General features: G+C 62.8%; 21 protein-coding genes. 16 read left to right on the top strand and 5 right to left on the bottom strand.

The window, feature by feature from the left end:
• The first annotated feature begins 92 nt into the window (after positions 1 to 92).
• The 15 genes from ABIE49_RS37335 to ABIE49_RS37405 all read left to right on the top strand — a co-directional run bounded on the left by ABIE49_RS37335 (position 93) and on the right by ABIE49_RS37405 (position 14,856).
• Entirely contained in the window at positions 93 to 1,160 is a 1,068-nt protein-coding gene (locus tag ABIE49_RS37335) for an ABC transporter ATP-binding protein (protein ID WP_192739723.1), read from the top strand.
• Positions 1,161 to 1,200: 40 nt separating this feature from the next.
• Positions 1,201 to 2,520: an ABC transporter substrate-binding protein gene (locus ABIE49_RS37340; protein ID WP_192739722.1), complete on the top strand. Its 1,320-nt coding sequence runs from the start codon at positions 1,201 to 1,203 to the stop codon at positions 2,518 to 2,520.
• A 105-nt stretch (positions 2,521 to 2,625) separates the two neighbouring features.
• A complete protein-coding gene (locus ABIE49_RS37345; RefSeq protein ID WP_192739721.1) occupies positions 2,626 to 3,585 on the top strand; it encodes a carbohydrate ABC transporter permease in 960 nt (319 codons plus the stop codon).
• Positions 3,578 to 4,513, top strand: a complete 936-nt coding sequence (locus ABIE49_RS37350) for a carbohydrate ABC transporter permease (RefSeq protein ID WP_192739720.1) — start codon at positions 3,578 to 3,580, stop codon at positions 4,511 to 4,513. Before ABIE49_RS37345 ends, ABIE49_RS37350 begins: the two co-directional genes overlap by 8 nt.
• A 47-nt stretch (positions 4,514 to 4,560) precedes the next feature.
• Complete coding sequence (denD, locus tag ABIE49_RS37355; protein ID WP_192739719.1) at positions 4,561 to 5,544, top strand: D-erythronate dehydrogenase; 984 nt, start codon at positions 4,561 to 4,563, stop codon at positions 5,542 to 5,544.
• A 124-nt stretch (positions 5,545 to 5,668) separates the two neighbouring features.
• Complete coding sequence (locus ABIE49_RS37360; protein WP_192739718.1) at positions 5,669 to 6,571, top strand: sugar kinase; 903 nt, start codon at positions 5,669 to 5,671, stop codon at positions 6,569 to 6,571.
• Positions 6,572 to 6,616: 45 nt separating this feature from the next.
• Positions 6,617 to 7,267 (top strand): bifunctional 4-hydroxy-2-oxoglutarate aldolase/2-dehydro-3-deoxy-phosphogluconate aldolase, encoded by a 651-nt coding sequence (eda, locus tag ABIE49_RS37365; RefSeq protein WP_354067714.1) that lies wholly within the window; start codon positions 6,617 to 6,619, stop codon positions 7,265 to 7,267.
• A gap of 55 nt (positions 7,268 to 7,322) precedes the next feature.
• Positions 7,323 to 8,492 carry an acetyl-CoA acetyltransferase gene (locus ABIE49_RS37370; RefSeq protein ID WP_192739716.1) on the top strand — a complete coding sequence of 390 codons (1,170 nt, stop codon included), beginning with the start codon at positions 7,323 to 7,325 and terminating at the stop codon, positions 8,490 to 8,492.
• 196 nt (positions 8,493 to 8,688) lie between these two features.
• A complete protein-coding gene (locus tag ABIE49_RS37375; protein ID WP_192739715.1) occupies positions 8,689 to 9,891 on the top strand; it encodes a CaiB/BaiF CoA transferase family protein in 1,203 nt (400 codons plus the stop codon).
• An 11-nt stretch (positions 9,892 to 9,902) separates the two neighbouring features.
• Complete coding sequence (locus ABIE49_RS37380) at positions 9,903 to 11,069, top strand: acyl-CoA dehydrogenase family protein (protein ID WP_192739714.1); 1,167 nt, start codon at positions 9,903 to 9,905, stop codon at positions 11,067 to 11,069.
• Between the two features lie 27 nt (positions 11,070 to 11,096).
• Entirely contained in the window at positions 11,097 to 12,233 is a 1,137-nt protein-coding gene (locus ABIE49_RS37385; protein ID WP_192739713.1) for a thiolase family protein, read from the top strand.
• On the top strand, positions 12,230 to 12,580 hold the full coding sequence (locus ABIE49_RS37390; protein WP_192739712.1) for a Zn-ribbon domain-containing OB-fold protein: 351 nt from the start codon (positions 12,230 to 12,232) through the stop codon (positions 12,578 to 12,580). The genes ABIE49_RS37385 and ABIE49_RS37390 overlap by 4 nt, the downstream gene beginning before the upstream one ends.
• A 503-nt stretch (positions 12,581 to 13,083) precedes the next feature.
• The gene (locus ABIE49_RS37395) at positions 13,084 to 13,611 is read left to right on the top strand and encodes a carboxymuconolactone decarboxylase family protein (protein ID WP_192739711.1); all 528 of its coding nucleotides are present in this window, start codon (positions 13,084 to 13,086) and stop codon (positions 13,609 to 13,611) included.
• 12 nt (positions 13,612 to 13,623) lie between these two features.
• Entirely contained in the window at positions 13,624 to 14,076 is a 453-nt protein-coding gene (locus ABIE49_RS37400) for a YybH family protein (RefSeq protein ID WP_192739710.1), read from the top strand.
• Positions 14,077 to 14,136: 60 nt separating this feature from the next.
• Positions 14,137 to 14,856, top strand: a complete 720-nt coding sequence (locus ABIE49_RS37405) for a class I SAM-dependent methyltransferase (protein WP_192739709.1) — start codon at positions 14,137 to 14,139, stop codon at positions 14,854 to 14,856.
• A 2-nt stretch (positions 14,857 to 14,858) separates the two neighbouring features.
• Here the strand turns inward: ABIE49_RS37405 and ABIE49_RS37410 are convergent, their stop codons facing one another.
• Positions 14,859 to 16,115: an Hsp70 family protein gene (locus ABIE49_RS37410; protein WP_192739708.1), complete on the bottom strand. Its 1,257-nt coding sequence runs from the start codon at positions 16,113 to 16,115 to the stop codon at positions 14,859 to 14,861.
• Between the two features lie 233 nt (positions 16,116 to 16,348).
• On the opposite strand from ABIE49_RS37410, the gene ABIE49_RS37415 reads away from it, so the two are divergent.
• Positions 16,349 to 18,685 carry a Tex family protein gene (locus tag ABIE49_RS37415; RefSeq protein ID WP_192739707.1) on the top strand — a complete coding sequence of 779 codons (2,337 nt, stop codon included), beginning with the start codon at positions 16,349 to 16,351 and terminating at the stop codon, positions 18,683 to 18,685.
• 17 nt (positions 18,686 to 18,702) lie between these two features.
• Here the strand turns inward: ABIE49_RS37415 and glsA are convergent, their stop codons facing one another.
• The 4 genes from glsA to ABIE49_RS37435 form a co-directional block, all read right to left on the bottom strand.
• Positions 18,703 to 20,550: a glutaminase A gene (glsA, locus tag ABIE49_RS37420; protein WP_192739706.1), complete on the bottom strand. Its 1,848-nt coding sequence runs from the start codon at positions 20,548 to 20,550 to the stop codon at positions 18,703 to 18,705.
• Between the two features lie 22 nt (positions 20,551 to 20,572).
• Positions 20,573 to 22,819, bottom strand: coding sequence for a TRAP transporter permease (locus tag ABIE49_RS37425; protein WP_192739705.1), 2,247 nt, complete (start codon positions 22,817 to 22,819; stop codon positions 20,573 to 20,575).
• A gap of 52 nt (positions 22,820 to 22,871) precedes the next feature.
• Positions 22,872 to 24,035, bottom strand: coding sequence for a TAXI family TRAP transporter solute-binding subunit (locus tag ABIE49_RS37430; RefSeq protein ID WP_192739704.1), 1,164 nt, complete (start codon positions 24,033 to 24,035; stop codon positions 22,872 to 22,874).
• Between the two features lie 157 nt (positions 24,036 to 24,192).
• Positions 24,193 to 24,414: an acyl-CoA carboxylase biotin carboxyl carrier protein subunit gene (locus ABIE49_RS37435; RefSeq protein ID WP_192739703.1), complete on the bottom strand. Its 222-nt coding sequence runs from the start codon at positions 24,412 to 24,414 to the stop codon at positions 24,193 to 24,195.
• Between the last annotated feature and the right edge of the window lie 41 nt (positions 24,415 to 24,455).

Genomic DNA, 24,455 nt, shown 5'->3' on the forward strand with positions numbered 1-24,455 from the left:
GGCTGGATGGCATTAGAGTCGAACAAGACAGCGTGGCGCCGGTCTTACATCCGATGGCGTCAGAAAACAGAAATTGAGGGGAGAGAAGTCCGATGTCGTCGGTACAGATTCGCGACGTGCGAAAGTCGTTCGGTAATTTTGAGGTTTTGCACGGCGTTTCGATTCCGATCGAGGACGGCGAGTTCGTCGTGCTCGTCGGCCCCTCCGGTTGCGGCAAGTCGACCTTGCTGAGAATGCTCGCGGGCCTCGAAAACATCACCTCAGGTACGATTTCGATCGGCGACAAGGTGGTCAACAATGTCCAGCCGAAAGAGCGCGACATTGCGATGGTGTTCCAGAATTATGCGCTCTATCCGCATATGACGGTCGCCGACAATATGGGCTTCTCGCTCAAGCTGCGCGGCGCGAGCGCCGACGAGATATCCACCGGCGTCAAGCGCGCCGCCGAAATCCTGGCGCTGACCCCATTGCTCGAGCGTTATCCCCGGCAATTGTCCGGCGGACAGCGTCAGCGCGTCGCGATGGGCCGCGCCATCGTGCGCGATCCCCAGGTGTTTCTGTTCGACGAGCCGCTGTCCAACCTCGACGCCAAGCTGCGGGTTGCGATGCGCACTGAAATCAAGGAACTGCACCAGCGCCTGCGCACCACGACGGTCTACGTCACCCACGACCAGATCGAAGCCATGACCATGGCCGACAAGATCGTGGTGATGCACGACGGCATCGTCGAACAGATGGGCACGCCGCTCGAACTCTACGATACGCCGGCCAACCAGTTCGTGGCGGGCTTTATCGGTTCGCCGGCGATGAACTTCCTCAAAGGCAAGGTGAAGTCGAACGGCAGCGCCGGTTTCGAAGGCCCGAACGGTGTCAAGCTGCCGCTGATGTCGGCGCCCGCCAACTCGGAAGGCAAGCCGGCGGTCTACGGCGTCCGGCCGGAGCATTTCACGATCGCCGACGATGGCGCCGAAGCCGAGATCGTGGTGGTCGAACCGACCGGCTCGGAAACTCAGGTCTTCGCCAAGCTCGGCGGCGAACAGGTCGTCGCCGTGTTCCGCGAGCGACATCAATTCAATCCGGGCGACAAGATCCGGTTGAAGCCGGATCCTGCGCTCGTTCACCTGTTTGACGAGGCCACAGGAAAGCGACTGAACGCCTAAAAAACATAATCAAAATCAAATTCACAGGGGAGGATCTACGATGCACGATTTTACTCGCCGCTCGCTGCTTCAAGGCGGCACTGCGCTGGCCGCGGCTGGCGCGCTGACCGGGCCTGCACTGCTGGATTTCGCCAAGGCCTGGGCGCAAGCCTCGCCGTGGAAAGCGGAGCCGGGCGCCAAGCTGACGGTGATGCGCTGGAAGCGTTTCGTGCCGGCGGAAGACGACGCGTTCAACGCCATGGTCGCCGCCTTCAAGGCCGCGACCGGCACCGAGATGAACGTGTTCAGCGAATCCTTTGAGGACGTGCAGCCGAAGGCGTCCGTCGCCGCGAATACCGGCTCCGGACTGGATGTCGTCTGGGGCCTGCACACGCTGCCGCAGCTGTTCCCGACCCAGGTGATGCCGCTGAACGACGTCGCCGACTATCTCGGCAAGAAATACGGCGGATGGACCGAAGCCGCGGCTATTACCTGTAAGCAGGGCGACAACTGGCTGGGTATCCCGGTCGCCACCATCGGCGGCTACATGACCTACCGAAAGTCTGCCGTGGACAAGGCGGGGTTCAGCGAGTTTCCCAAGGACTTCCCCGGCTTCCTTGAACTGTGCAAGGCGCTCAAGAAGAACAATACCCCGGCGGGCTTCGCGCTCGGCCATGCTACCGGCGACGCCAACGGCTGGCTGCACTGGATTCTTTGGGGTCATGGCGCCTATACCGTCGACAAGAGCGACAAGGTGATCATCAACTCGCCGGAGACCCTGAAGGCGCTGGAATACACCAAGGCGCTTTCCGACACGTTCATTCCGGGCGCCGCGTCGTGGAACGATGGTTCCAACAACAAGGCGTTCCTTTCGGGCGAACTTTATGTCACCGCCAACGGCATCTCGATCTATGTCGCGGCCAAGGATGACCCGACCAAGAAAGAGCTCACCGAGGACACCTATCACGCGCTGTATCCGGTCGGTCCGATCGGCAAGCCGACTGAACTGCAACTGTGCGTCCCGATCCTGGCGTTCAAGTTCACGAAGTACCCGAACGCCGCCAAGGCCTTCATCGCCTTCATGCTGGAGAAGGAAAATTACGACAAGTGGCTGACCGGCGCGCGCGGTTATCTGACCCACACGCTCAACGCTTACGACAACTCGCCGGTGTGGACGGCAGACCCGAAGAACGCGGTGTTTGGCCAGGCCAGCAAGCGCGCGCTTCCGGCTTCCGGCATCGGTACGCCCGGCGAGAAGGCGGCGACCGCGATCGCCGACTTCCTGGTGGTCGATATGTTCGCGAACTACTGCACGGGCCGTGAAACCGCCGCCGGTGCGATTGCGATCGCCGAACGACAGCTGAAGCGCATCTATCGCTGATGATGACAGCTACGGGCGGCACGCAATTGTCGCCCGTAGTTGCCGGATGCTTCGCTATCGAGGACGAGACGGCACCACGGCCGTTACACTTGCGGGATTTTGCCAATGGCTGACGTCGCCCTCCAACCCCGGACTGCCAGACGGCCGATTCGCGAGGCGTCGAGGTGGGACCTGATCAAGGCCAACCGCAACTATCTCGGCTTCTGGTTCATGCTGCCCGCGATGGTGTTCCTGGTTCTCTTCCTGGCTTATCCGCTGGGGTTGGGCATCTGGATTTCTTTCACCGACGCGCGCATCGGCAGGCCCGGCGCTTTCGTCGGGCTGGAAAACTATGAGTGGCTGTGGGGCGACTCGATCTTCTGGCTGTCGGTATTCAACACGCTGCTCTACACATCCGTCGCCAGCGTCATCAAGTTCGCGATCGGCCTTTATCTCGCGCTGCTGCTGAACGAGAACATGCCGTTCAAGGCGATGCTGCGAGCCTTGGTGCTGATCCCCTTCATCGTGCCGACGGTGCTGTCGGCGCTGGCGTTCTGGTGGATCTTCGATTCGCAGTTCTCGATCATTTCCTGGTCGCTGAAGCAGATGGGATTGATCACCGACAATATCAATTTCCTCGGCGATGTGACCTGGGCGCGGATCTGCGTGATCTTCGCCAACATCTGGCGCGGCGTTCCCTTCGTTGCGATCACGCTGCTGGCCGGGCTGCAGACGGTGTCCCCGTCGCTTTACGAAGCCGCGACGCTCGATGGTGCGACCAGCTGGCAGCGGTTCCGGTTCATCACCTATCCGCTGCTGACGCCGATCATTGCCGTCGTGATGACCTTCTCGGTGCTGTTCACGTTCACCGATTTCCAGTTGATCTGGGCGATGACGCGCGGCGGTCCGGTCAATGCCACCCACTTGATGGCGACGCTGTCCTATCAGCGGGCGATCATCGGCGGCGTTCTCGGTGAGGGGGCCGCGATCTCGAATGCGATGATTCCGTTCCTGCTGGCGGCGATCATGGTCTCCTGGTTCGGACTGCAGCGCCGCAAGTGGCAGCAAGGTGAAAACAATGACTGATCTGCCCACACAGAGGCTCGACCTCAAAGGGGTGTTGTCGGGATCGGCGCGGACGGCGGCTGCCGACGATCACACCGTCGGCATGAGCTATCTGGAGTCGCTGCCGCGGCGCCTGGTGACGCTTTATCTGCCGCTCGGGATCATCGTCGTCGTGCTGCTGTTCCCGTTCTACTGGATGGCGCTCACCGCCATCAAGCCGGACGAGCAGTTGCTCGACCTCAACACGTACAATCCGTTCTGGACCTGGAATCCAACGTTCAAGCACATCCACAAGCTTCTGTTCGGAAGCTACTATCCGCTTTGGCTGTGGAACACGATGTATGTGGCGATCTGCTCGACCGTGCTGTCGATCTTCGCCAGCGTGCTGGCGGCCTACGCCATCGTGCGGCTGCGCTATCGCGGCGCGCAATGGGTCGGCGGGCTGATCTTCCTGTCCTATCTGGTGCCGCCCTCGATCCTGTTCATTCCGCTCGCGACCGTGGTGTTCCAGTACGGGCTGTTCGACACCCCGTTCGCGCTGATCCTGACCTATCCGACCATCCTGATCCCGTTCTCGACCTGGCTCTTGATGGGCTATTTCAAGACCATCCCGTTCGAGCTGGAAGAGTGCGCGCTGATCGACGGCGCTAGCCGATGGCAGATTCTGACCAAGATCGTGCTGCCGCTGGCGATCCCGGGATTGATCTCGGCCTTCATCTTCTGCTTCACACTGTGCTGGAACGAGTTCATCTACGCGCTGACCTTCCTCACGTCCGTGCAGAACAAGACGGTGCCGGTCGCGATCGTCAACGAATTCGTCGATGGCGACGTCTATCGCTGGGGATCGCTGATGGCGGGGGCGCTGGCGGGTTCGCTGCCGCTGGTTATCCTTTACGCCTTCTTCGTCGAGCATTATGTGTCGGCCATGACGGGAGCCGTGAAAGAGTGATCGCGCCGGCCCGTATCTGATAAAACGAACAAAAAAGGAGACGGGTCTTGCACATTCTTATTCTGGGTGCCGCCGGCATGGTCGGGCGCAAGCTGACCGCGCAACTGCTGCGCGACGGGCGCCTCGGCAAGCAGGACATCACCCGCATGACGCTGCAGGATGTGGTGGCGCCCACCAAGCCCGCCACCTCGATCCCGGTCACCGTCGTCGCCTCCGATTTTGCCGATGCCGGCGCGGCCGCGCCGCTGATCGCCGAACGGCCAGACGTCATCTTCCATCTCGCCGCCATCGTATCGGGCGAGGCGGAGGCCGAATTCGACAAGGGCTACCGGATCAATCTCGACGGCACGCGGTATCTGATCGACGCGATCCGCGCGATCGGCGGCGGCTACAAGCCGCGGCTGGTGTTCACGTCCTCGATCGCGGTGTTCGGCGCGCCATTCCCCGAAAAGATCGGCGACGAGTTCTTCCATACGCCGCTGACGAGCTACGGCACCCAGAAGTCGATCTGCGAGCTCCTGATCAACGACTACACCCGCAAGGGCCTGCTCGACGGCATCAGCATCCGCCTGCCGACGATCTGCGTGCGGCCGGGCAAGCCGAACAAGGCGGCGTCCGGATTCTTCTCCAACATCATCCGCGAGCCGCTGGCGGGCGAGGAGGTGGTGCTGCCGGTGTCAGAAGACGTGCGCCATTGGCACGCTTCGCCCAAATCGGCGGTCGGCTTTCTCATGCACGCCGGCACCATGGACCTCAACACCATGGGCGCGCGGCGCAATCTCAGCATGCCCGGGATGTCGGTGACCGTCGGCGAACAGATCGCCGCCCTCGACCGCGTCGCCGGCAAGAACGTCACCGCGCGCATCAAGCGGGTGCCCGATCCGACCATCATCAGCATCGTCAGCGGCTGGCCGCGCGATTTCGTCACCGACCGCGCGCTCAAGCTCGGCTTCACCACGGCCGAGAAGACCTTTGATGACATGATCCGGATTCACATCGCAGATGAACTCGGCGGCAAATTCGCCGGCTAAAGCATGATCCGGAAAAGTGGAAACCGGTTTTCCGAAAAGATCATGCTCAAACAAAAGGATAGAGCGAGATGACGCAGTCATCTTGCTCTAGCGTGCGTTCCGGCGATCCCGTACAGATGCGGTCATGACCAGGGTAGCCTGTATCGGCGAATGCATGATCGAGCTGAAACAGGCCGAACACGGCCTGTTTTCGCGCGGCTATGGCGGCGACACGCTCAATACCGCCGTCTATCTGGCCCGGCTTGGCGCCGGCACCGATTACATCACGGCACTTGGCGACGACACGCTGAGCGACGAGATGATCGCGGGCTGGGCCGCGGAGGGCGTTGGCACGGCACAGGTGTCCCGGCTGCCAGGCAAATTGCCGGGCCTCTACATGATCCAGACCGACGACAAAGGCGAGCGTCGTTTCTTTCACTGGCGCGAGAGTGCCGCCGCGCGCAGCCTGATGGATTTGCCGGAGACGGCGGATATCCTGAATTCACTGGCGAGTTACGACATCGTTTATCTCTCGGCGATCACGCTGTCGCTTTACAATGACATTGGTCGCGGGCGGTTGTTCGCGGGGATCAAGCGCGCGCGGGAAAGCGGCGCGCGTTTTGCCTTCGATACCAATTTCCGCGCCCGCGGCTGGCCGGATCTGGAGATCGCCCGCACCGTTTATCAGGATGCGTTCGATCTCGCCGATATCGTATTGGCCTCGACCGAGGATTTGCTGCCGCTCTATCCCAAAGCGACCAACGAGGATCTGCTGGCGCGTATTTCGGGCGGGGAGGTCGTGCTAAAACTTTCCGAACCCGCGAGCATCCTCCGTCTCGACGGCGTCTTGCATCGGACCCAGGCCGAACCGCTGACGAAACCCGTCGTCGATACCACCGCGGCGGGTGACAGTTTTGCAGCCGCCTACATCGCCGCACGGCTTGCGGGTGCGAAGCCGGTTGAGGCCGCGCGGGCCGGGCACCGCCTCGCCGGCGTCGTGGTATGTCACCCCGGTGCGATTATTCCGCGCAACGCAATGCCGGCCTGATATCGTTGGCACACCAGTAACCTCTCGCAAGGCGTCCCCATGAGCGTGAATGTAACAGCAAGGCAGGAAAAGCTCGCTGGCCTGGTGAAGTCCGCCACCGTCATACCGGTGCTGACCATCGAGCGGCTGGAAGACGCGGTGCCGCTGGCCAGGGCGCTGGTCGCCGGGGGCGTGCGCATGCTGGAAGTGACGCTGCGCACGCCGGTGGCGATCGAGGCCGCCAAGGCCATGATCGCTGAGGTGCCGGACGCCATTGTCGGGATCGGCACCATCCTGAACGGCGATGATCTCAAGCGAACCGAGGCGCTCGGCGCCAAATTCGGCATTAGCCCCGGTGCGACGCCCGAACTGCTGAAGGCTGCTGCGGCGAGCGACCTGCCGTTTGCGCCGGGTATCGCGACCGCGTCCGAACTGATGCAGGCGCTGGCGCACGGGTTCGACCTCGTCAAATTCTTCCCGGCGGAACAGTCCGGCGGTATCAAGGCACTGCGCGCCCTCGCAGGACCGTTTCCGAACATTCGCGTTTGTCCGACCGGCGGCATTGGCGAGGCCAATGCCGCGGCGTGGCTGGCCGAGCCGAACGTGCTGGCCGTGGGCGGTTCCTGGCTCTGCCCGGCGGCGGATATAAGCTCCGGCAACTGGGCCGGCATTTCAGCCATGTGCGCGCGGGCGATGAAATCGCTGAAACCGGCGTGAAGTATTTTTACCGATAGGGTACAAAACCGGCCGAACCGGAACAGGGAGAACGACCATGACAGCCAGCATCGTGGGATGGGCGCATACGCCATTCGGCAAATTCGACGCGGAGACCGTTGAAAGCCTGGTGGTGAAGGTAGCGACCGACGCAATGGCCGATGCCGGCATTTCCGCCGAAGACGTCGATGAAATCGTGCTTGGGCATTTCAATGCCGGCTTCTCGCCGCAGGATTTCACCGCCTCGCTGGTGCTGCAGGCCGACCCCAAATTGCGCTTCAAGCCGACCACGCGGGTCGAGAATGCCTGCGCCACCGGCTCGGCCGCGGTGCATCAGGGCATCCGGGCAATTGCCGCGGGTGCGGCCAAGATCGTGCTCGTGGTTGGCGTCGAGCAGATGACGCGCACGCCGGGCCCGGAGATCGGCAAGTACCTGCTGAAGGCCTCCTATCTGCCCGAGGACGGCGACACGGTCGGCGGCTTCGCCGGGGTGTTCGGCAAGATCGCGCAGAGCTACTTCCAGAAATATGGCGACCAGTCCGACGCGCTGGCGATGATCGCGGCGAAGAACCACAAGAACGGCGTCGCTAACCCCTATGCCCAGATGCGCAAGGACTTTGGCTATGAGTTCTGCCGTGCCGAGAGTGAGAAGAACCCGTTCGTCGCGGGACCCCTGAAGCGGACCGATTGTTCGCTGGTGTCGGATGGCGCGGCAGCCTTGGTGCTGACGGATTCGGAGACCGCCAAGACCATGGGCAAGGCGGTGAATTTCCGCGCCACCGCGCATGCGCAGGACTTCCTGCCGATGTCCAAGCGCGACATCCTGCAGTTTGAAGGCTGCACGGTCGCCTGGCAGCGCGCGCTGCAGCAGGCCGGCGTCAGCCTTTCCGATTTGTCGTTCGTCGAAACCCATGACTGCTTCACCGTCGCCGAACTGATCGAATATGAAGCGATGGGCCTGACGCCGCGCGGGCAGGGCGCCCGTGCCATCAAGGAAGGCTGGACACAGAAGGACGGCAAGCTGCCGGTCAATCCGTCAGGCGGGTTGAAGGCGAAGGGCCACCCGATCGGCGCCACCGGCGTCTCCATGCATGTGATGAGCGCGATGCAGCTGGTCGGCCAGGCGCCCGAGGGCATGCAGCTGAAGAATCCGAAACTCGCCGGCATCTTCAACATGGGTGGCGCCGCGGTGGCGAATTACGTCTCGGTGCTGGAGCCGGGGAAGTAAGTAAGCGTAGGGTGGGCAAAGGCGCACTTGCGCCGTGCCCACCACCTTCACGTGATAGAATGCTGGTGGGCACGCTTCGCTTTGCCCACCCTACGGGACGGCCCGCACGCATACGCCCATACGCGTGGCGCGCTTGATCTTCCGGAAAACCTCCCGTTACTAGTCGGTAACAACGACATCCGGGAGCGAATTGGGCATGGGACCGCTAAAAGGCATCAAGGTCGTCGACATGACGTCCGTGCTGATGGGGCCCTTTGCCACCCAGACGCTCGGCGATTACGGCGCCGACATCATCAAGGTGGAATCGCATGATGGCGACGTCACGCGGCAGATCGGGCCGACGCGGCATCCCGGCATGGGGCCGGTGTTCCTCAACACCAACCGCAACAAGCGCAGTATCTGCCTCGACCTGAAGAAGCCGGCCGGGCGCGACGCCGTGCTGCGCCTGATCGCGAAGGCCGACGTGCTGGTCTACAATGTTCGCCCGCAGGCAATGGCGCGGCTGCAGCTCGGCTACGACGTGGTCTCGAAAATCAACCCGCGCCTGATCTATGCCGGCGTGTTCGGCTTCGGTCAGGACGGGCCCTATGCCGCCAAACCCGCTTACGACGATCTGATCCAGGGCGCCACCGCGCTGCCGGCGCTGATGGCGCAGACCGCCGACGGCGTGCCGCGTTATGTTCCGAATGCCTTAGTCGACCGCATCGTCGGTCTCACCGCGGTCGGCGCGATTTGCGCCAGTCTTGTGGATCGCGACCGCACGGGCCGCGGCCAGCGCGTCGACATCCCCATGTTCGAGACCATGGCGAGTTTCGTCATGGGCGACCACATGGGCGGGCTCACCTATGAGCCGCCGCTCGACAAGGGCGGGTACGCCCGGCATCTGTCGCCGGACCGGCGGCCCTACAAGACCTCCGACGGCTACATCTGCGTGATCGTCTACAACGACAAGCAGTGGACGAATTTCTTCGCCGCCACCGGCCGCGACGATCTGCGCAGCAATCCCAAATTCGCGACCTTTGCCGGCCGCGCCACCAATATCGACACTGTCTATGCCGAACTGGCGCGCATCCTGGAGACCAAGAGCACGTCCGAATGGACTGCCATTCTGGAGAAGGCCGACGTGCCGGTCATGCCGATGCATGATCTGGAAAGCCTGCTGCAGGACCCGCACATCGTTGCGACCGATTTCGCGCCCGTGATCGATCACCCGACCGAGGGGCGCATTCGCAACATGCGGTCGTCGGCGCGGTGGTCGGAGACACCGGTGGAAATGACACGGCTGGCGCCGCGCCTCAGCGAGCACAGCGCCGAGATTTTGCAGGAAGCAGGTTTTTCGGCAGACGAGATTGCGGCCCTGGTTCGCGACGGCGTCACCAAGGCCGTATCAAACAGCTAAGGACTGAGACCATGGATTTCGCGCTGTCGGCCAACCAGGAATCGATCCGCGACGCGATCGGGAAAATCTGCTCGCGCTTTGATGACGCCTATTGGCTGAAGAAGGACAAGGAAGGCGGCTATCCCGCCGATTTCCACCGCGCGCTGGCCGATGCCGGCTGGCTCGGCATCTGCATTCCCGAGGAATATGGCGGCTCAGGGCTCGGCATCACCGATGCCGCGATCATGATGCGGACGATTTCGGAGTCCGGCGCCGGCATGTCGGGGGCGTCGGCGGTGCACATGAACGTGTTCGGTCTCAATCCGGTGGTCGTGTTCGGCACCAAGGAGCAATGCACACGCATGCTGCCGCCGATCATCGACGGCCGCGACAAATCCTGCTTTGCGGTGACCGAGCCCAATACCGGGCTCAACACCACGCAGCTGAAAACCCGCGCGGTGCGCAAGGGCGACAAATACATCGTCAACGGCCAGAAGGTCTGGATTTCGACAGCGCAGGTCGCCAACAAGATCCTGCTGCTGGCTCGCACCACGCCGCTGGAAGAGGTGAAGACGCCGACGCAGGGCCTCAGCCTGTTCTATACGGATTTCGACAAGCAGCGCGTTGCCGTGCACGAGATCGAGAAGATGGGCCGCAAGCCCGTCGATTCCAACGAATTGTTCTTCGAGAACTTTGAAATTCCGGTCGAGGATCGCCTCGGCGAGGAAGGCCGCGGTTTCGAATATATCCTGCACGGCATGAATCCCGAGCGCATCCTGATCGCAGCCGAAGCGGTCGGGCTCGGCCAGGTCGCGCTGTCGCGCGCGTCGGCCTATGCCAAAAACCGCATCGTGTTCAATCGCCCGATCGGCATGAACCAGGGGATCCAGCACCCGCTGGCCAAGAACTGGATGGAGCTGGAAGCCGCATGGCTGATGGTGCTTTCCGCCGGCTGGCAATATGACCAGGGCATGCCGTGCGGCCCGGCGGCCAATGCCGCGAAATATCTCGCGGCCGAAGCCGGCTTCCACGCCTGCGAACAGGCCGTCATGACCCATGGCGGCTTCGGTTACGCCAAGGAATATCACGTCGAGCGTTACTTGCGGGAATCCCTGATCCCGCGCATCGCCCCGATCAGCCCGCAGCTCATTCTCAGCTTTATTGCCGAGAAGGTGCTGGGGTTGCCGAAGTCGTATTGAGATGACGACGAGTAAGGAGGCGGCGTCATGAGCTTCATCACCGGCGTCGGACTGACGTCATACGGCAAGCACGAAGGCTCGTCTTCGCTCGATCTGATGAGCAAGGCGGCCGAGATGGCGATTGCCGACGCCGGGCTGAAGCGCTCCGAGATCGACGGCATCCTTTGCGGCTACAGCACGGTTTCGCCGCACATCATGCTGGCGACCGTGTTCGCTGAGCATTTCGGCATCCGGCCATCTTATGCCCACGCCGTGCAGGTCGGCGGCGCCACCGGGCTCGCCATGACCATGCTGGCGCATCACCTGGTCGATGCGGGAATCGCAAAACATGTGCTGGTGGTCGGCGGTGAAAACCGCCTCACCGGGCAGAGCCGCGATGCCTCGATTCAAGCGCTGGCGCAGGTCGGCCACCCCGACTATGAGGTGACGCTGGGGCCGACGATCCCGGCCTATTACGGCCTCGTTGCGTCGCGCTACATGCACGAATACGGCGTCACCCAGCAGGACCTCGCCGAATTCGCGGTGCTGATGCGTGCGCACGCGCTGACCCATCCCGGCGCTCAGTTCCATGAGGCGATCACGGTCGCCGACGTGATGGCGTCGAAGCCGGTGGCGATGCCGCTGAAGCTGCTCGATTGCTGCCCGGTGTCCGATGGCGGCGCGGCGTTTGTGGTCAGCCGCGAGCGCACGGGTTCAGCCGGCGTCAAGGTGCGTGGCGCCGCGCAGGCGCATACTCATCAGCATGTCACGGCGGCACCGGCCTTGAGCGAACTCGGCGCCGAGATTTCGATCGCGAAAGCCAAAGCCGCATCCGGCCTTGCGATTTCCGACGTGCGCTATGCGGCCGTCTACGACAGTTTCACCATCACGCTGGCGATGCTGCTGGAGGACCTCGGCCTTGCCAAACGCGGTGAGGCGGCAGCAAAGGTGCGGGCAGGGTACTTTGGCCGCGACGGCGAGATGCCGCTCAACACCCATGGCGGTCTGCTGAGTTACGGTCATTGCGGCGTCGGCGGCGCGATGGCGCATCTGGTCGAAACCCATCTGCAGATGACCGGGCGCGCTGTAAATCGCCAGGTCCGCGATGCCTCGATCGCGCTATTGCACGGCGATGGCGGCGTATTGTCGTCGCATGTCAGCATGTTCCTGGAGCGGGTGCGATGAACGCGGATTGGACCAAGGGCGGCGAAGGCATCGTCTACCAATCCTGCGTCGCTTGCGGGAAGGTGCAATATTTCTGTCGCAGCTTTTGCGCGGCCTGTGGCGCGCCGGATCCCGTGGAGAAATCCGCAAGTGGAGCAGGGACGGTCTACGCGACCTCGCTGGTATGCCGCGCCGCAACGCCGGAAACCCGCGCGCACGTTCCCTACAATATTTTGCTGGTCGATACGCCGGAAGGTTTTCGCATGATGGCCCATGGCGACCACGATCTCGCCATCGGCGATCAGGTCAGCGTGCGCTACCAGCCCTTTGCGGGGCGGCTGATTCCATATTTCGCAAAAGCGAAGTAGCCCAAGGCGTTATTGAGCGAAGTCATAACAAAATGCAAAGCTCCGAAGCAATCCAGAGTGACGCGGAACGGATGTTTTCTGGATTGCTTCGTAACGCTTTTACTCACAAGCCGCGGTTTCACCGCGCGTAGAAGATGACGCTGGCGATGACGAGCATTGCCGTCACCGCCAGCATTTGCGCAAACGCCTCCGAGGCCGCCCTTTTGGTGGCTTGCTTCATGCTTTCTCCCTAGACTCGGGCAAGACTCATCGCTGCGTGACAAGCACGCTGGACGGTCCATTATTTTTTACTCGGAACACCCCGCGACGATCATTCGCTTCGATTGAGTCCCCACTCAGCGAACATCGACCGTGCCAAGTTTGAACAGCAATGCGGCGGCATTTTGGCTCCGGCGCAGCCGGATTTTGCGCGCGTGGTGGCGATTTCCGAGCATCGCCCGGTTGATCCGCAGGGAACCGCAAGGCATGATCCGCCTGCAAAATCAAAGAGAACAAGGTGAGAAATGGCCCGCATCGAATACAGCGATCCTGCTAAACACAGCGATCGTACCCGCGAAATCCTCGGCAAGAACCGCAATGCCAATATTTTCAGAATGATGGCGCATTCGCCGAGCTATTTCGAGCAATATTGCCGGCTGGGCGGTGCGATCAGGCACAAGGGTGAGCTCGATCCGGTCGTGCGCGAACTTGCCATCACCCGCACCGGCATCCTGTGCGAGGCGCCTTACGAAATCGTCGCGCACAAGCGTATCGGCAAGAACGTCGGCGTCACCGACGAGCAGAACGAGGCGCTGGAAAATTGGCAGTCGGCCACATGCTTCAATGAGGTGCAGCGCGCGGCGCTCGCTTTCACCGACGAGATCGTCAAGCTGCACAAGCCGACCGATGCGACCTTCAACGCCATTGCCTCGAAACTGACACCGGCCGCGCTGGTCGAGTTGCAGCTTTCGGTTGGCTTCTACATCATGACGTCGAAGTTCCTGGAAACCTTTGCCATCGACCTGCAGCCGGTCACGGAAGTGATTCCATAGGTGGGCGAGAGTATGACTGAAGAGGAACTCGACGCCTCGGTAAGCGTGGCCATCGCCCGGCTACATCAGGCGATGGCCAGAGTTGCCAATGGTGATGTGTCCGCGATCAAGGCGCTTTATTCGCACACCTCGGAAGCGACCAGCTTCTACGGCTGGGGCGGCTACGAAAAGGGATGGGAAGCGGTGTCTCGGCGGTGGGATTGGGCCGGCGCGAGGTTCAAGGGTGGAACCGTCCGTCACGAGAATATCTCCAAGGTCGTCACCCCTGCGATGTTCTACGTGACCGATATCGAGACCTTCGAAAACCAACGCGTCGCCGACGTCGAAGGCATCACCGGCTGGTCCAATCGGGTTACGCATATCTTTTGCCGCGAGGCCGGCGAATGGCGCCTCGTTCACCGCCATGGCAACCGGCTGGAATCGCAGCACGAGCCATCCACCAAACTTGGCGAAGTTGGCCGCTGAGGCGATGGTTTGCCGTTGGCTTCCATTCAATAACGACTGTGTTCGGATGCGGGTACCCTCATGAGCAACGGATGGGAGCTTTCAGCGCAAGCCTGGATCGACTCCATGGGCGAGCGCGGAGATTGGGGCCGCGAGCACGTGCTCGATCCGGTCATGCTCAGCCGCGTGGCGGCAGGCCGGTTCGGGCGTGCGCTGGATGTGGGCTGCGGCGAGGGCCGTTTCTGCAGGATGCTGAAGGCCGCCGGCGTGGCTGCGACCGGGATCGATCCGACCCGTCAATTGCTCGAGGTGGCAAGGCAGCGCGATCCAACCGGCGACTACCGGTCCGGCAATGCCGAGCAGCTTGAATTCGAGGCGGCCAGTTTCGATCTGGTTGTCAGCTACCTCACGCTGATTGATATCGTCGATTTCAGAACGGCGATCAACGAGATGGCCAGGGTTCTGAAACCCGGCGGCTCGCTGCTGATCGCAAATCTCACGGGATTCACATCAGCCAGCGCCGATCGGGGGTGGGTGAAGGATGCCGAAGGACGCCATCTTCACTTTCCCGTCGATCGCTATCTCGAAGAGTTTCCATTCTGGTTCGAATGGGCGGGAATACGCATCCAGAACTGGCACCGGCCGCTTGCCGCCTACATGACGGCCTTGCTCGAAAGCGGCCTGCAACTGACGTTTTTCGCGGAGCCCGGACCGTTGTCCGGCGACCCCGCGCATCAGGAACGGGCTCGGCGGGTGCCCTGGTTTGTCGTGATGGAGTGGCAGCGGCCATCGGTGCGATGATTTCAGGCCCGCGGCCCGTACCGCCGCAGCGCCTCCAGCGTCAGCCCTTTGCCGACCGCGCCGAACGTGTCGCCTTCGACGAGGCGGGCCGCCGGCACCGCCTTCCTGATCGCATTGCGGACATGGGCGAGCTGCACCGAACCACCGGTCAGGAAGACAGCGTCGATATCCTCAGGCCCAAGCCCGGCGTGCGTGAGGCAATTCTTGATGCGGGCGGCGATACGCTCGGCCAGTTGCCCGGTATGGCTGACCAGATCGGGGCGGCTGATGCCAGCGTTGAGGCCGGGCATCACCCATTCCAGCGGAATGTCGGCGCGGCGCTTGTCCGACAGGGCGATCTTGGCTTCCTCGACCTCCATCAACAGCGTGTGGCCGCGCTGTTCCTCAACCACGCGCGCCAGCCGGTCGAGCAATTCAGGCTCGCTGGCCTCGCGCCGGACCTGGCGGATGTCCGCGAGCACGCGCGGCTCATACATGCGGTTGATGCTCGACCAGGTCGCGAGGTCGTGGAAATAGCTTGAGGGCACGTCGAGCCCGGCGCGGCTCATGGCGCTGCCGAAGCCGAACAGCGGCATCACGACGCCGAGGCTGAGCTGGCGGTCGAAATCGGTGCCGCCGATCCGCACGCCGTCATTGGCGAGAATGTCGCTTGAGCGATTGGCCTTGGCATGGCGTTCGGGCCCGAGCCGCACGATCGAAAAATCCGACGTGCCGCCGCCGATATCTGCGATCAACGCGACTTCTTCGCTTTCGATCTGGCGCTCATAGTCCAGCGCCGCGGCGATCGGCTCGAACTGGAAGGTGACGTCGTCGAAGCCGACTTCTCGCGCGATCTGGCGCAGCGTCTCTTCCGCCTTGCGGTCGGCGTCCGGCGCATTGTCGACGAAATGCACGGGGCGGCCGTGCACGACATCGCGCAGTTCGAGGCCGGTAGCCTGTTCCGCGCGCCGCTTCACCGCGCCGAGGTAATAGGCGATCACGTCGCGAAAGCCGGTCCGCTGGCGCCCGAGCCGGGTGGTTTCGTCGATCAGCGAGGTTCCGAGCACCGATTTGAGGCTGCGCATCAGGCGGCCGGGCGCGCCGTCGACATAGGCGGCGATGGCCTTGCGGCCGATCAGGACCGCGCCGTCGACCTCATAGAAGATCGCGCTGGGAATCGTGGTGTAGCCGGCCTCCAGCTCCGCCAGGACCGGCGCCTCGCCTTCGATGGTGCCGAGCGTCGTATTCGACGTTCCGAAATCTAGACCGCAAATGGACATGGACGCTCCCAGGGGAAGCGTCCGTCTACACATTACCGGGCCGTCGATCCACACATATATTGATCCGCAAATAAGGACTTGACCCAACGATTCCGGCACTCCGGGATGCTGATCCACAGATCAATTTCTTTGCGTTTTCGCGGCTCGGGCGGGTTGATGAATCGATCCGTGGTAGTCCATAAGCGGCGTCCCGCGGCCATCATTCCGCCGTGGCCAGTCTGGAAAGAGGTTGCGTGGCAAACATCAATCGACAGATCGCAGAAGAGCTTGGCGTTCGCGAGCAGCAGATCGAGGCGACGGTCACATTGCTCGACGGTGGCGCCACGGTTCCGTTCGTGGCGCGCTACCGCAAGGAGATCACCGGCGGGCTCGATGACGCCCAATTGCGCACCCTGGAAGAGCGCCTGACCTATCTGCGTGAGCTTGAAGAGCGCCGCGTCGCGATCCTCAATTCGGTCCGCGAACAAGGCAAGCTCGATGCCGCGCTGGAAGCCGCGATCATGGCCGCCGACAGCAAGGGGCGTCTGGAGGACATCTATCTGCCGTTCAAGCCGAAGCGTCGCACCAAGGCGGAGATTGCCAAGGAAGCCGGGCTTGAGCCGCTATCCGAACTGCTGCTGACGCAGCCGCAAAACGATCCGCAGGTGGTGGCGGCCAGTTTCGTCGATGCTGAAAAGCAGGTGGCTGACGTCGCCGCCGCGCTCGAGGGCGCGCGTGCGATTTTGGTGGAGCGGTTCGCCGAGGACGCCGATCTGATCGGAAAACTGCGCGAGGAAATGTGGTCGAATGGGGTAATGACCTCGACCGTGCGCAAGGGGAAAAAGCTCGAAGGCGAGAAGTTCAAGGATTATTTCGAATACAACGGAGCGCTGCACAAGCTGCCATCGCACCGCATCCTCGCGCTGTTCCGCGGCGAAAAGGAGGAAATCCTCGAGCTGCAGATTCTGCCCGACGCGCAGGTCCCGGTCGCCAACGTGCCGAGCGCCTATGAACTGAAGATCATGCAGCGCTTCCTGATTTCCGACCAGGGCCGCCCCGGCGACCGCTGGCTGGTCGAGACCGCGCGCTGGGCGTGGCGAACCAAGATCCAGGTGCATCTCAACATCGACCTGCGGATGCGGCTGTGGACCACGGCCGAAACCGAAGGCGTGCGGGTGTTCGCCTCCAATTTGCGCGATTTGTTGCTGGCGGCGCCCGCAGGCGCGCGCGTCACCATGGGGCTTGATCCCGGCTTCCGCTCCGGCGTCAAGGTCGCCATCGTCGATGCCACCGGCAAGGTGGTGGCGACCACGGCGGTCTATCCGCATGAACCGCAGCGGCAGTGGGACGCGGCGCTGGCGACGCTTGGCAAGCTTGCGGTTGCGCACCGCGTCGATCTGATCGCGATCGGCAACGGCACCGCCTCGCGCGAGACCGACAAGCTCGCGACCGAGCTGGTCAAGCTGCTCCCGGACCTGAACATGTCGAAGATCGTGGTGTCGGAGGCGGGCGCATCCGTCTATTCGGCCTCGGCCTTTGCGTCCGAGGAATTGCCGGAACTCGACGTCACCCTGCGCGGCGCGGTCTCGATCGCGCGGCGGCTGCAGGATCCGCTGGCTGAACTGGTGAAGATCGATCCCAAGGCGATCGGCGTCGGGCAATACCAGCACGATCTCGGCGAATCCAAGCTGGCGCGTTCGCTCGATGCCGTGGTCGAGGATTGCGTCAACGCCGTCGGTGTCGATGCCAATACGGCGTCCGCGCCGCTGCTGGCGCGGGTGTCGGGCATCGGCGCGGGTCTGGCGCAAAGCATCGTGCAGCATCGCGACGCCAACGGCCCGTTCAAGTCGCGCAAGGGGCTGAAGGAAGTGCCGCGGCTCGGCCCGAAGGCGTTCGAGCAGTGCGCGGGCTTCCTGCGTATCCAGGGCGGCGAGGATCCGCTCGATGCCTCCGGCGTGCATCCGGAAGCCTATCCGGTGGTGCGCAAGATTCTGACCGCGACCAAGAGCGACATCAAGGCGCTGATCGGCAATGCCGAGATCGTGCGCCAGCTGAAGCCGCAGAATTTCGTCGACGACACGTTCGGTCTGCCGACGGTGACCGACATCCTGCGCGAGCTTGAAAAGCCCGGCCGCGATCCGCGCCCGGCCTTCAAGGCCGCGGTGTTCAAGGAGGGCGTCGAGGAGATCAAGGATCTCAAGCGCGGCATGATCCTCGAGGGCACGGTCACCAACGTCGCGGCGTTCGGCGCCTTCGTCGATATCGGCGTGCACCAGGACGGATTGGTGCACATCTCGGCGATGTCGAAAACCTTCATCAAGGATCCGCGCGAGGTGGTGAAGCCTGGCGACATCGTCAAGGTGAAAGTGCTGGAGGTCGAAGTCGCCCGCAAGCGCATCGCACTGACATTGCGTCTCGACGACGAGGTCGGCGACAAGGGTCCCAAGCTGTCGGACACCAAGATGCGCGAATACTCGAAGGCATCGATGACGTCGTCAGCGCCGCGCAAGCCGCAGGAAGCTGGGGGCGGCGGCGCCCTCGCCGAGGCGTTGCGCCGCGCCGCGGAGAAGAGCGGGCGGGGCAAGACCTAAGTCTCAAGTCCGTAGCCCTAGTTCGACGTCAGCAAATTCACCTTGGCATTGGCGAGGATCAGGCGATCGGCGAGCAGTTGCGCGAGGTTGCGCATGATCCGCTCGCCGGCGCGGGGATGCTGCTCGCGAAAACGTTCGAAATCGCGGAGCGGGACCTCGAAGGCGGTCGCCGACATGTCTGCGAGCACATCGGCGGAGCGGCGTTGCTCCAGCAACGCCATCTCGCCGTACGGCATTCCCGCCGTCAGCGTTGCCAGCCGGATGCCGTCGGGCAGGGTGACGTGCACCACGCCACTCCTGAGGAAAAACACCGAGGAGGCAGGATCGCCGGCGGCGATGATCTTTTCGCCGGGCTGATAGGTTCTGATGGTGCAGAGCGAACTCAGATCGGTCAGTTCCTCGTCCGTCAATCCCACCAGCAGCGGCTGTTCGGACAGTTCCGTCGTCTCGAAAAAATCGATCGAGCCGCCGTGGCGAAACACCACCTGGTCTTCCGCCCATTCGATCGCGGCATCGAGCAGGAAATAGTACCGCATGTTCGGCAGGGTGCCGGTCCGCTCCGCGATCGGCTGCCATTCGGCGTCGGCCCGCTTGATGCCGGACACGATGACGGTGACCTGGTAGGCCGCCAGCTCGCGAAACTCCTCGGCGAGCAGCCGGGCGCCCGCAGGGGTCATCGACGTGACCCGGCGAAAATCAAAGATGACGAATTGCGGACGCGGCTTGGCCACGAGCCGGCGCGCAATATAGTCGACATTGGATAGCGACAGCGTGCCCATCAGCTCGATGACGCGGACGTCCTGATAGTGCGCGGCGAGGATGGTTTGCTCGTGCGGGCGGCGGCTGCGCCGCGACGGGTTTTCGCCGATATCGTAATCGGCAATGATGGCGTTGCGCGCGTTGTCGCTGCGGTTGAGCATGTGCAGGTCGTAATGCGCCGACAGTGCCTCGCAGACCTTGATGCCACGGACGCTGTTGCCGTGCTTGTCGAGTTTGGGCGAATAGCTGCCGAGCCCGATCCGCGCCGGCAATGCGGCCAGAATGCCGCCGCCGACGCCGCTCTTGGCGGGGATGCCGACGCGGTAGATCCATTCGCCGGCGTAGTCATACATGCCGGAACTGGTCATGACCGACAGCGTCCGCGATATCGCGTAAGGCGTCATCACCTGTTCGCCGGTCACCGGATTGATGCCGCGATTGGCCAATGTTGCCGCCATCACCGCGATGTCGCGCGCATTGACCAGGATCGCGCATTGCCGGAAATAGACCTCCAGCACCGAGCTGACATTGTCTCTGATGACCGCGTTGGTACGCAGGAGATATCCGATCGCCCGGTTGCGGTCGCCGGTCAGGCTCTCGGACGAATATACGGCGTCGTCAACGCCAAGCTCGCGGCCGGCGAAGCGTCCCAAGGCCTGGCGGATGTACTCGAACGCGCCGTCGCCCTTGGCCTCATAGATCAGCCCGGAGCAGGCGATAGCGCCGGCATTGACCATCGGATTGAACGGGTGGTTCTCGACGTTGAGGCGGATCGAGTTGAAGGGATCGCCCGAGGGCTCGACGCCGATCACGCTCTCCACCCGCGCGGCGCCCAGCGTGTCCAGCGCCAGCGCGAACACAAAGGGCTTTGACATCGACTGGATGGTGAAGGGGACCTGCGTGTCGCCGACCTCGTAGACATGGCCGTCGAGGGTCGCGAGGCTGATGCCAAAATGGGCAGGGTCGGCCTTCCCGAGCTCAGGGATGTAGTCGGCGACCGCCCCGCTGGTCTCAGGCAGGTACTCGGCATGACAGCCGTCGAGAAACCGCAGCAAAGGCGGTTTCGAACTGGTCCAGGCTAGGGCGCCGGTGGGCGATACTGTCATCGCCTACCGTTTTGCCGCGCAATCACGGGGCGCGCAACTGGTTCGGCAACAGACTTTGGCGCCGGCACAACAGGAAGGCGACCAGCACCGTCGGGATCAGGATGGCGAGGCCCAGGCAGGTGATCTGCAATTGCGAGATCGGCATGATGCCGCCGCCGGGCGTCGCGATCACGAAGCCGCCGATCACCAGCAGCACGCGCAGCGGCCATTCCAGCGCGCCGGCGCCGCGGAGGTCGCCGACATAGGCCTGATAGCCCTGGATGCCGCCGCATATGAAGATGATGCCGAAACAGGCCAGTCCCGTCAGCCCGAGCGCTTCCAGATAGGGGTTGTTCCCCTGCAGCAGCAATGCAGGGTTCAGCACGAAGAAGAACGGGATGAAATAGATGATGCTGCCCACCCACATGCTCTCCCATCCCGTCTTCATCGCGGGCGCACCGGCGATGCCGGCCGCGGCAAAGGAGGCGATAGCCACCGGTGGCGTGATCGCCGACAGCATGCCCCAGTAGAAGATGAACATGTGCACGGCCATCTTGTTGAGCCCGAGCTTTTCCAGCGCGGGCGCCACCAGGATGGCGAGGAAGATGTAGCAGGACGTCGTGGTCAGCCCGAGCCCGAGGATCAGGCTGGTGAACGCGCACATGATGAGCAGCAGGAACGCGTCGCCGCCGGCGATGTTCAGCAAATCGTTGGCGAGGCTTGAAATCACGCCGGTGAGCGAGAACGCGCCGATCAGGAGGCCGCAGCCGGCAAGAATGGCGATCAGCTCGACGAAGGTCTTACCGTTCAGTTCGAGGAACTGCAGCCAGCGCGCGCCGCCCCAGTTCTTGCCCGGGAAGAATTCGTTCAGCGCAGCGAGCAGGCACATGCCCCAGAGGATCGCGTTGAGCACGTCGAACCAGAACATCAGCCCGGTCGCGACGATCGAGAGGACGAGCACCGCCGTATTGCCGCGCTTCCACGGCGCCGGTCCCGACCATTGATGCAGGATCACCAGCAGCACGGATGCGTAAAACGGCGCGTGGCTCTCGCGCTTGAAGTGCAGCAGCATCACCACGAGGATCGCGATGACAAAGAGGTAGTACCAGCCTTCCTTGAAGGCATCCATGAAGCGCGGAAGTTCCTCCCGCGGCAGCCCCTTCAACTTGTGACGCGCGGCATAGGCGTCGACCTGCGCGAACAGGCCGACATAATACAGGATCGAGGGGATGGTCGCGGCGAGCGCTACGTCGGCATAGCTGGTGTTCATGAACTGCGCCATCACGAACGCGGTGGCGCCGAGCACCGGCGGCGCCAGCACGGCGCCGGTCGAGGCGCAGGCTTCGATCGCGGCGGAGTAGGATGGCGTAAAGCCGGTTTTCTTCATCGCCGGGATGGTCATGGTACCGGCCGTCAGCACGTTGGAGACGATGCTGCCGCCGACCGTGCCGAGCAGTCCGCTGGCAAAAACACAAACCTTTGCCGCGCCGCCGCGGAACGTTCCGCACATCGCGAATGCAATGTTGATGAAGAACTTGCCGGCGCCGGTCATCATCAGCGCGGTGCCGAACACCAGGAAGCCGATCACCGTGTCGGCGAAGGCCTGGACCGGAATGCCGAGCAGGCTTTCGCCGGACAGCGTGTGATAGGCGGTGGTCTGTTCCAGGTTCGATTGGGTGCCGCGGAACGGTCCAAGCCATTTGGAATCGGCGAACATCGGATACAGCGTGAAGGGAAGCACGCTGAGCAGGAGACTCCAGCCGCCGGTGCGTCGCAGCGCCTCCATCAGCACGAACCACATCACCAGGCCGGCTGCGATCACCGGTGTCGGCGCGCCGCCGAATTCCCAGCCTGCCGATGCCGCCTTGCGGACGTTCATCATCAGGTAGATCGCCGCGCCGAATGTCAGCACGAACAGCGCGATGTCATACCAGGGCATTCGCTCGATGCTTGCCTTCTCCGAACCTGGAAATATCAGGAACGTGAAAGGCAGCATCAACGCGATCAGCAGATAGAAATATTCGGTGTTGAGCTGCGTGTAGTCGATGAAGAACCGCAATGAGAATTGCTGGTTCACGCACAGCAGGATCGTCACCGCGGTCAGGACGATCAGCAGCCAGCGCCAGCCGCCTTTCAGCGTGCGGATGCGCGAGACCTCGGCTTCCTGCAGGTCGGCCACCGCGACCAGCGGATCGGCCAACTCGACCTTGGCCGGCTCGGCTGGGGCGCCGCCGGTCGGCGACGACACGGCGCGCGGCTGCTGCGCTCTATCGGATGGAGGAAGCGTCATTCATCTGTTCCAATAGTTGCGGGCGATCGGTCGTGCGCGGGTTTGCGATGCTCTATTCGAATCCGTTCGGCATGCCGGCTTTGGCAAGCGCTGCGGCGCGAGCCTTCATCCAGCCATCAAGAAATGCCTTTTCGTCCGACGGCGGGCTGGCCTTGCCGTAGTCGGCCCACGCCGCGGCCAGAACGGCCTGCCGCTTGAAGAGCGCATTGTTGTGCGCCTCCTGGTCGTCGCTCCATTGGCCGGCTTCCTTCATCGCCTTCACCGCGCCGGGATGGAGGGGCACCGCCCAGTTTTTGGTCTGCCGGTCGGCTGCCAGACCGGCAGCGCCGGCGGCGGCATCCTTGTAGAGGTCGTAGCCCGTGATCATTGCCTTGGTCACGGCATAGACCTGGTCAACCGGCTGCGATCCATAGACGACGAAAATGGGATACGGATAGTTTCCGAGTTCGATCGGCTTTTCCTTGGAAATGCCGGCGCCGCAGGTTGCGACATGCGGGAAGAAGAACGAGCCGACTTTCTTGACACGTTCCCAACCTGCCTTGTCGCTGTGCGGGAGCGGGGGCCAGACGATGCCGCGCGGCGAGGTCTCGGCTTCCTTTGCGGGAGCGGTGATGGTGGTCGCGAAGGCGGCATCGACGTCGTTGTTGATCAAGCCCTTCCACATCGCGCCATAGCTGGAGAATTCCACCGCCTTGACGTCGCTCTGCTTGAGATCGCCGAACGCCAGGATCGCAAGCGCGTTCTGGTTCAGCGCCGGGGAGCCGACGACGAAACCGACTCGCTTTCCGCGGAGATCCTTGACCTCCTTGACCCCGGTATCGCGGGCGACGCCGAGCGAACCCGCGTTGCAGTCGACCGACGAGAGCACCAGTTGCAAGGCTTGCGGCCCCCATTCCTTGGCGCCGAACTCAAACACGCCTTCCTGCGCGAAATAGGTGCCGGACCCCATCGCCGAAGACATCGCGCGACCGGCGCGCAAGGGCGCGAGGCGCGCCACGTCATTGCCTGCGGGGAGGACCCGCAGGTCGGTGCCGTATTTGTCCTTCATCATCTTGCCGACGGCGACCGCAATGTTGAATCCGGCGGTACCGGTATCATAGGCGGTGAACGTCATGGTCGGCGGCAGCTTGACGTCCTGGGCCAGCGCCGGCGCAAACGCCATGAGCGAGATGCCTGCGAGTGCGGCAGGCGCAAAGTTCGACAGTCGACGGTTCATGTTTCCCCCAAATTGTTTCGCTAGATGAAACTTTTTCTGATTGGGATGATGTCATCGCAGCATTGCGATGGCAACGTCCGAGCACGTTCACGTCCACCATTATGCCAGTCGCACTGGCGGACAGATCGTCACGCATCAAAAGTATGACGCGAAATGGCTAGGCTTCGACGATCGCGACCACCTGTCCTTCAGCGATCACGTCGTCGAGTTTGACCAGAATTGCCTTGATTTTCCCGGTAATTGTCGAGGTTACCGGGATTTCCATTTTCATTGCTTCGACGAATGCAATCTCGTCGCCGTCACCGACACTCGCTCCGGCTTCTGCGGCCAGCGCGCACACGCGTCCGGCGACTTCAGTCACAATCTTGATCTCTGGCATGCCACCCTCCGGGACCGTGTGACGTGACAATTTCGTCCCGC

This window comes from Bradyrhizobium sp. OAE829, from assembly GCF_040546575.1.
Lineage (GTDB): Bacteria > Pseudomonadota > Alphaproteobacteria > Rhizobiales > Xanthobacteraceae > Bradyrhizobium.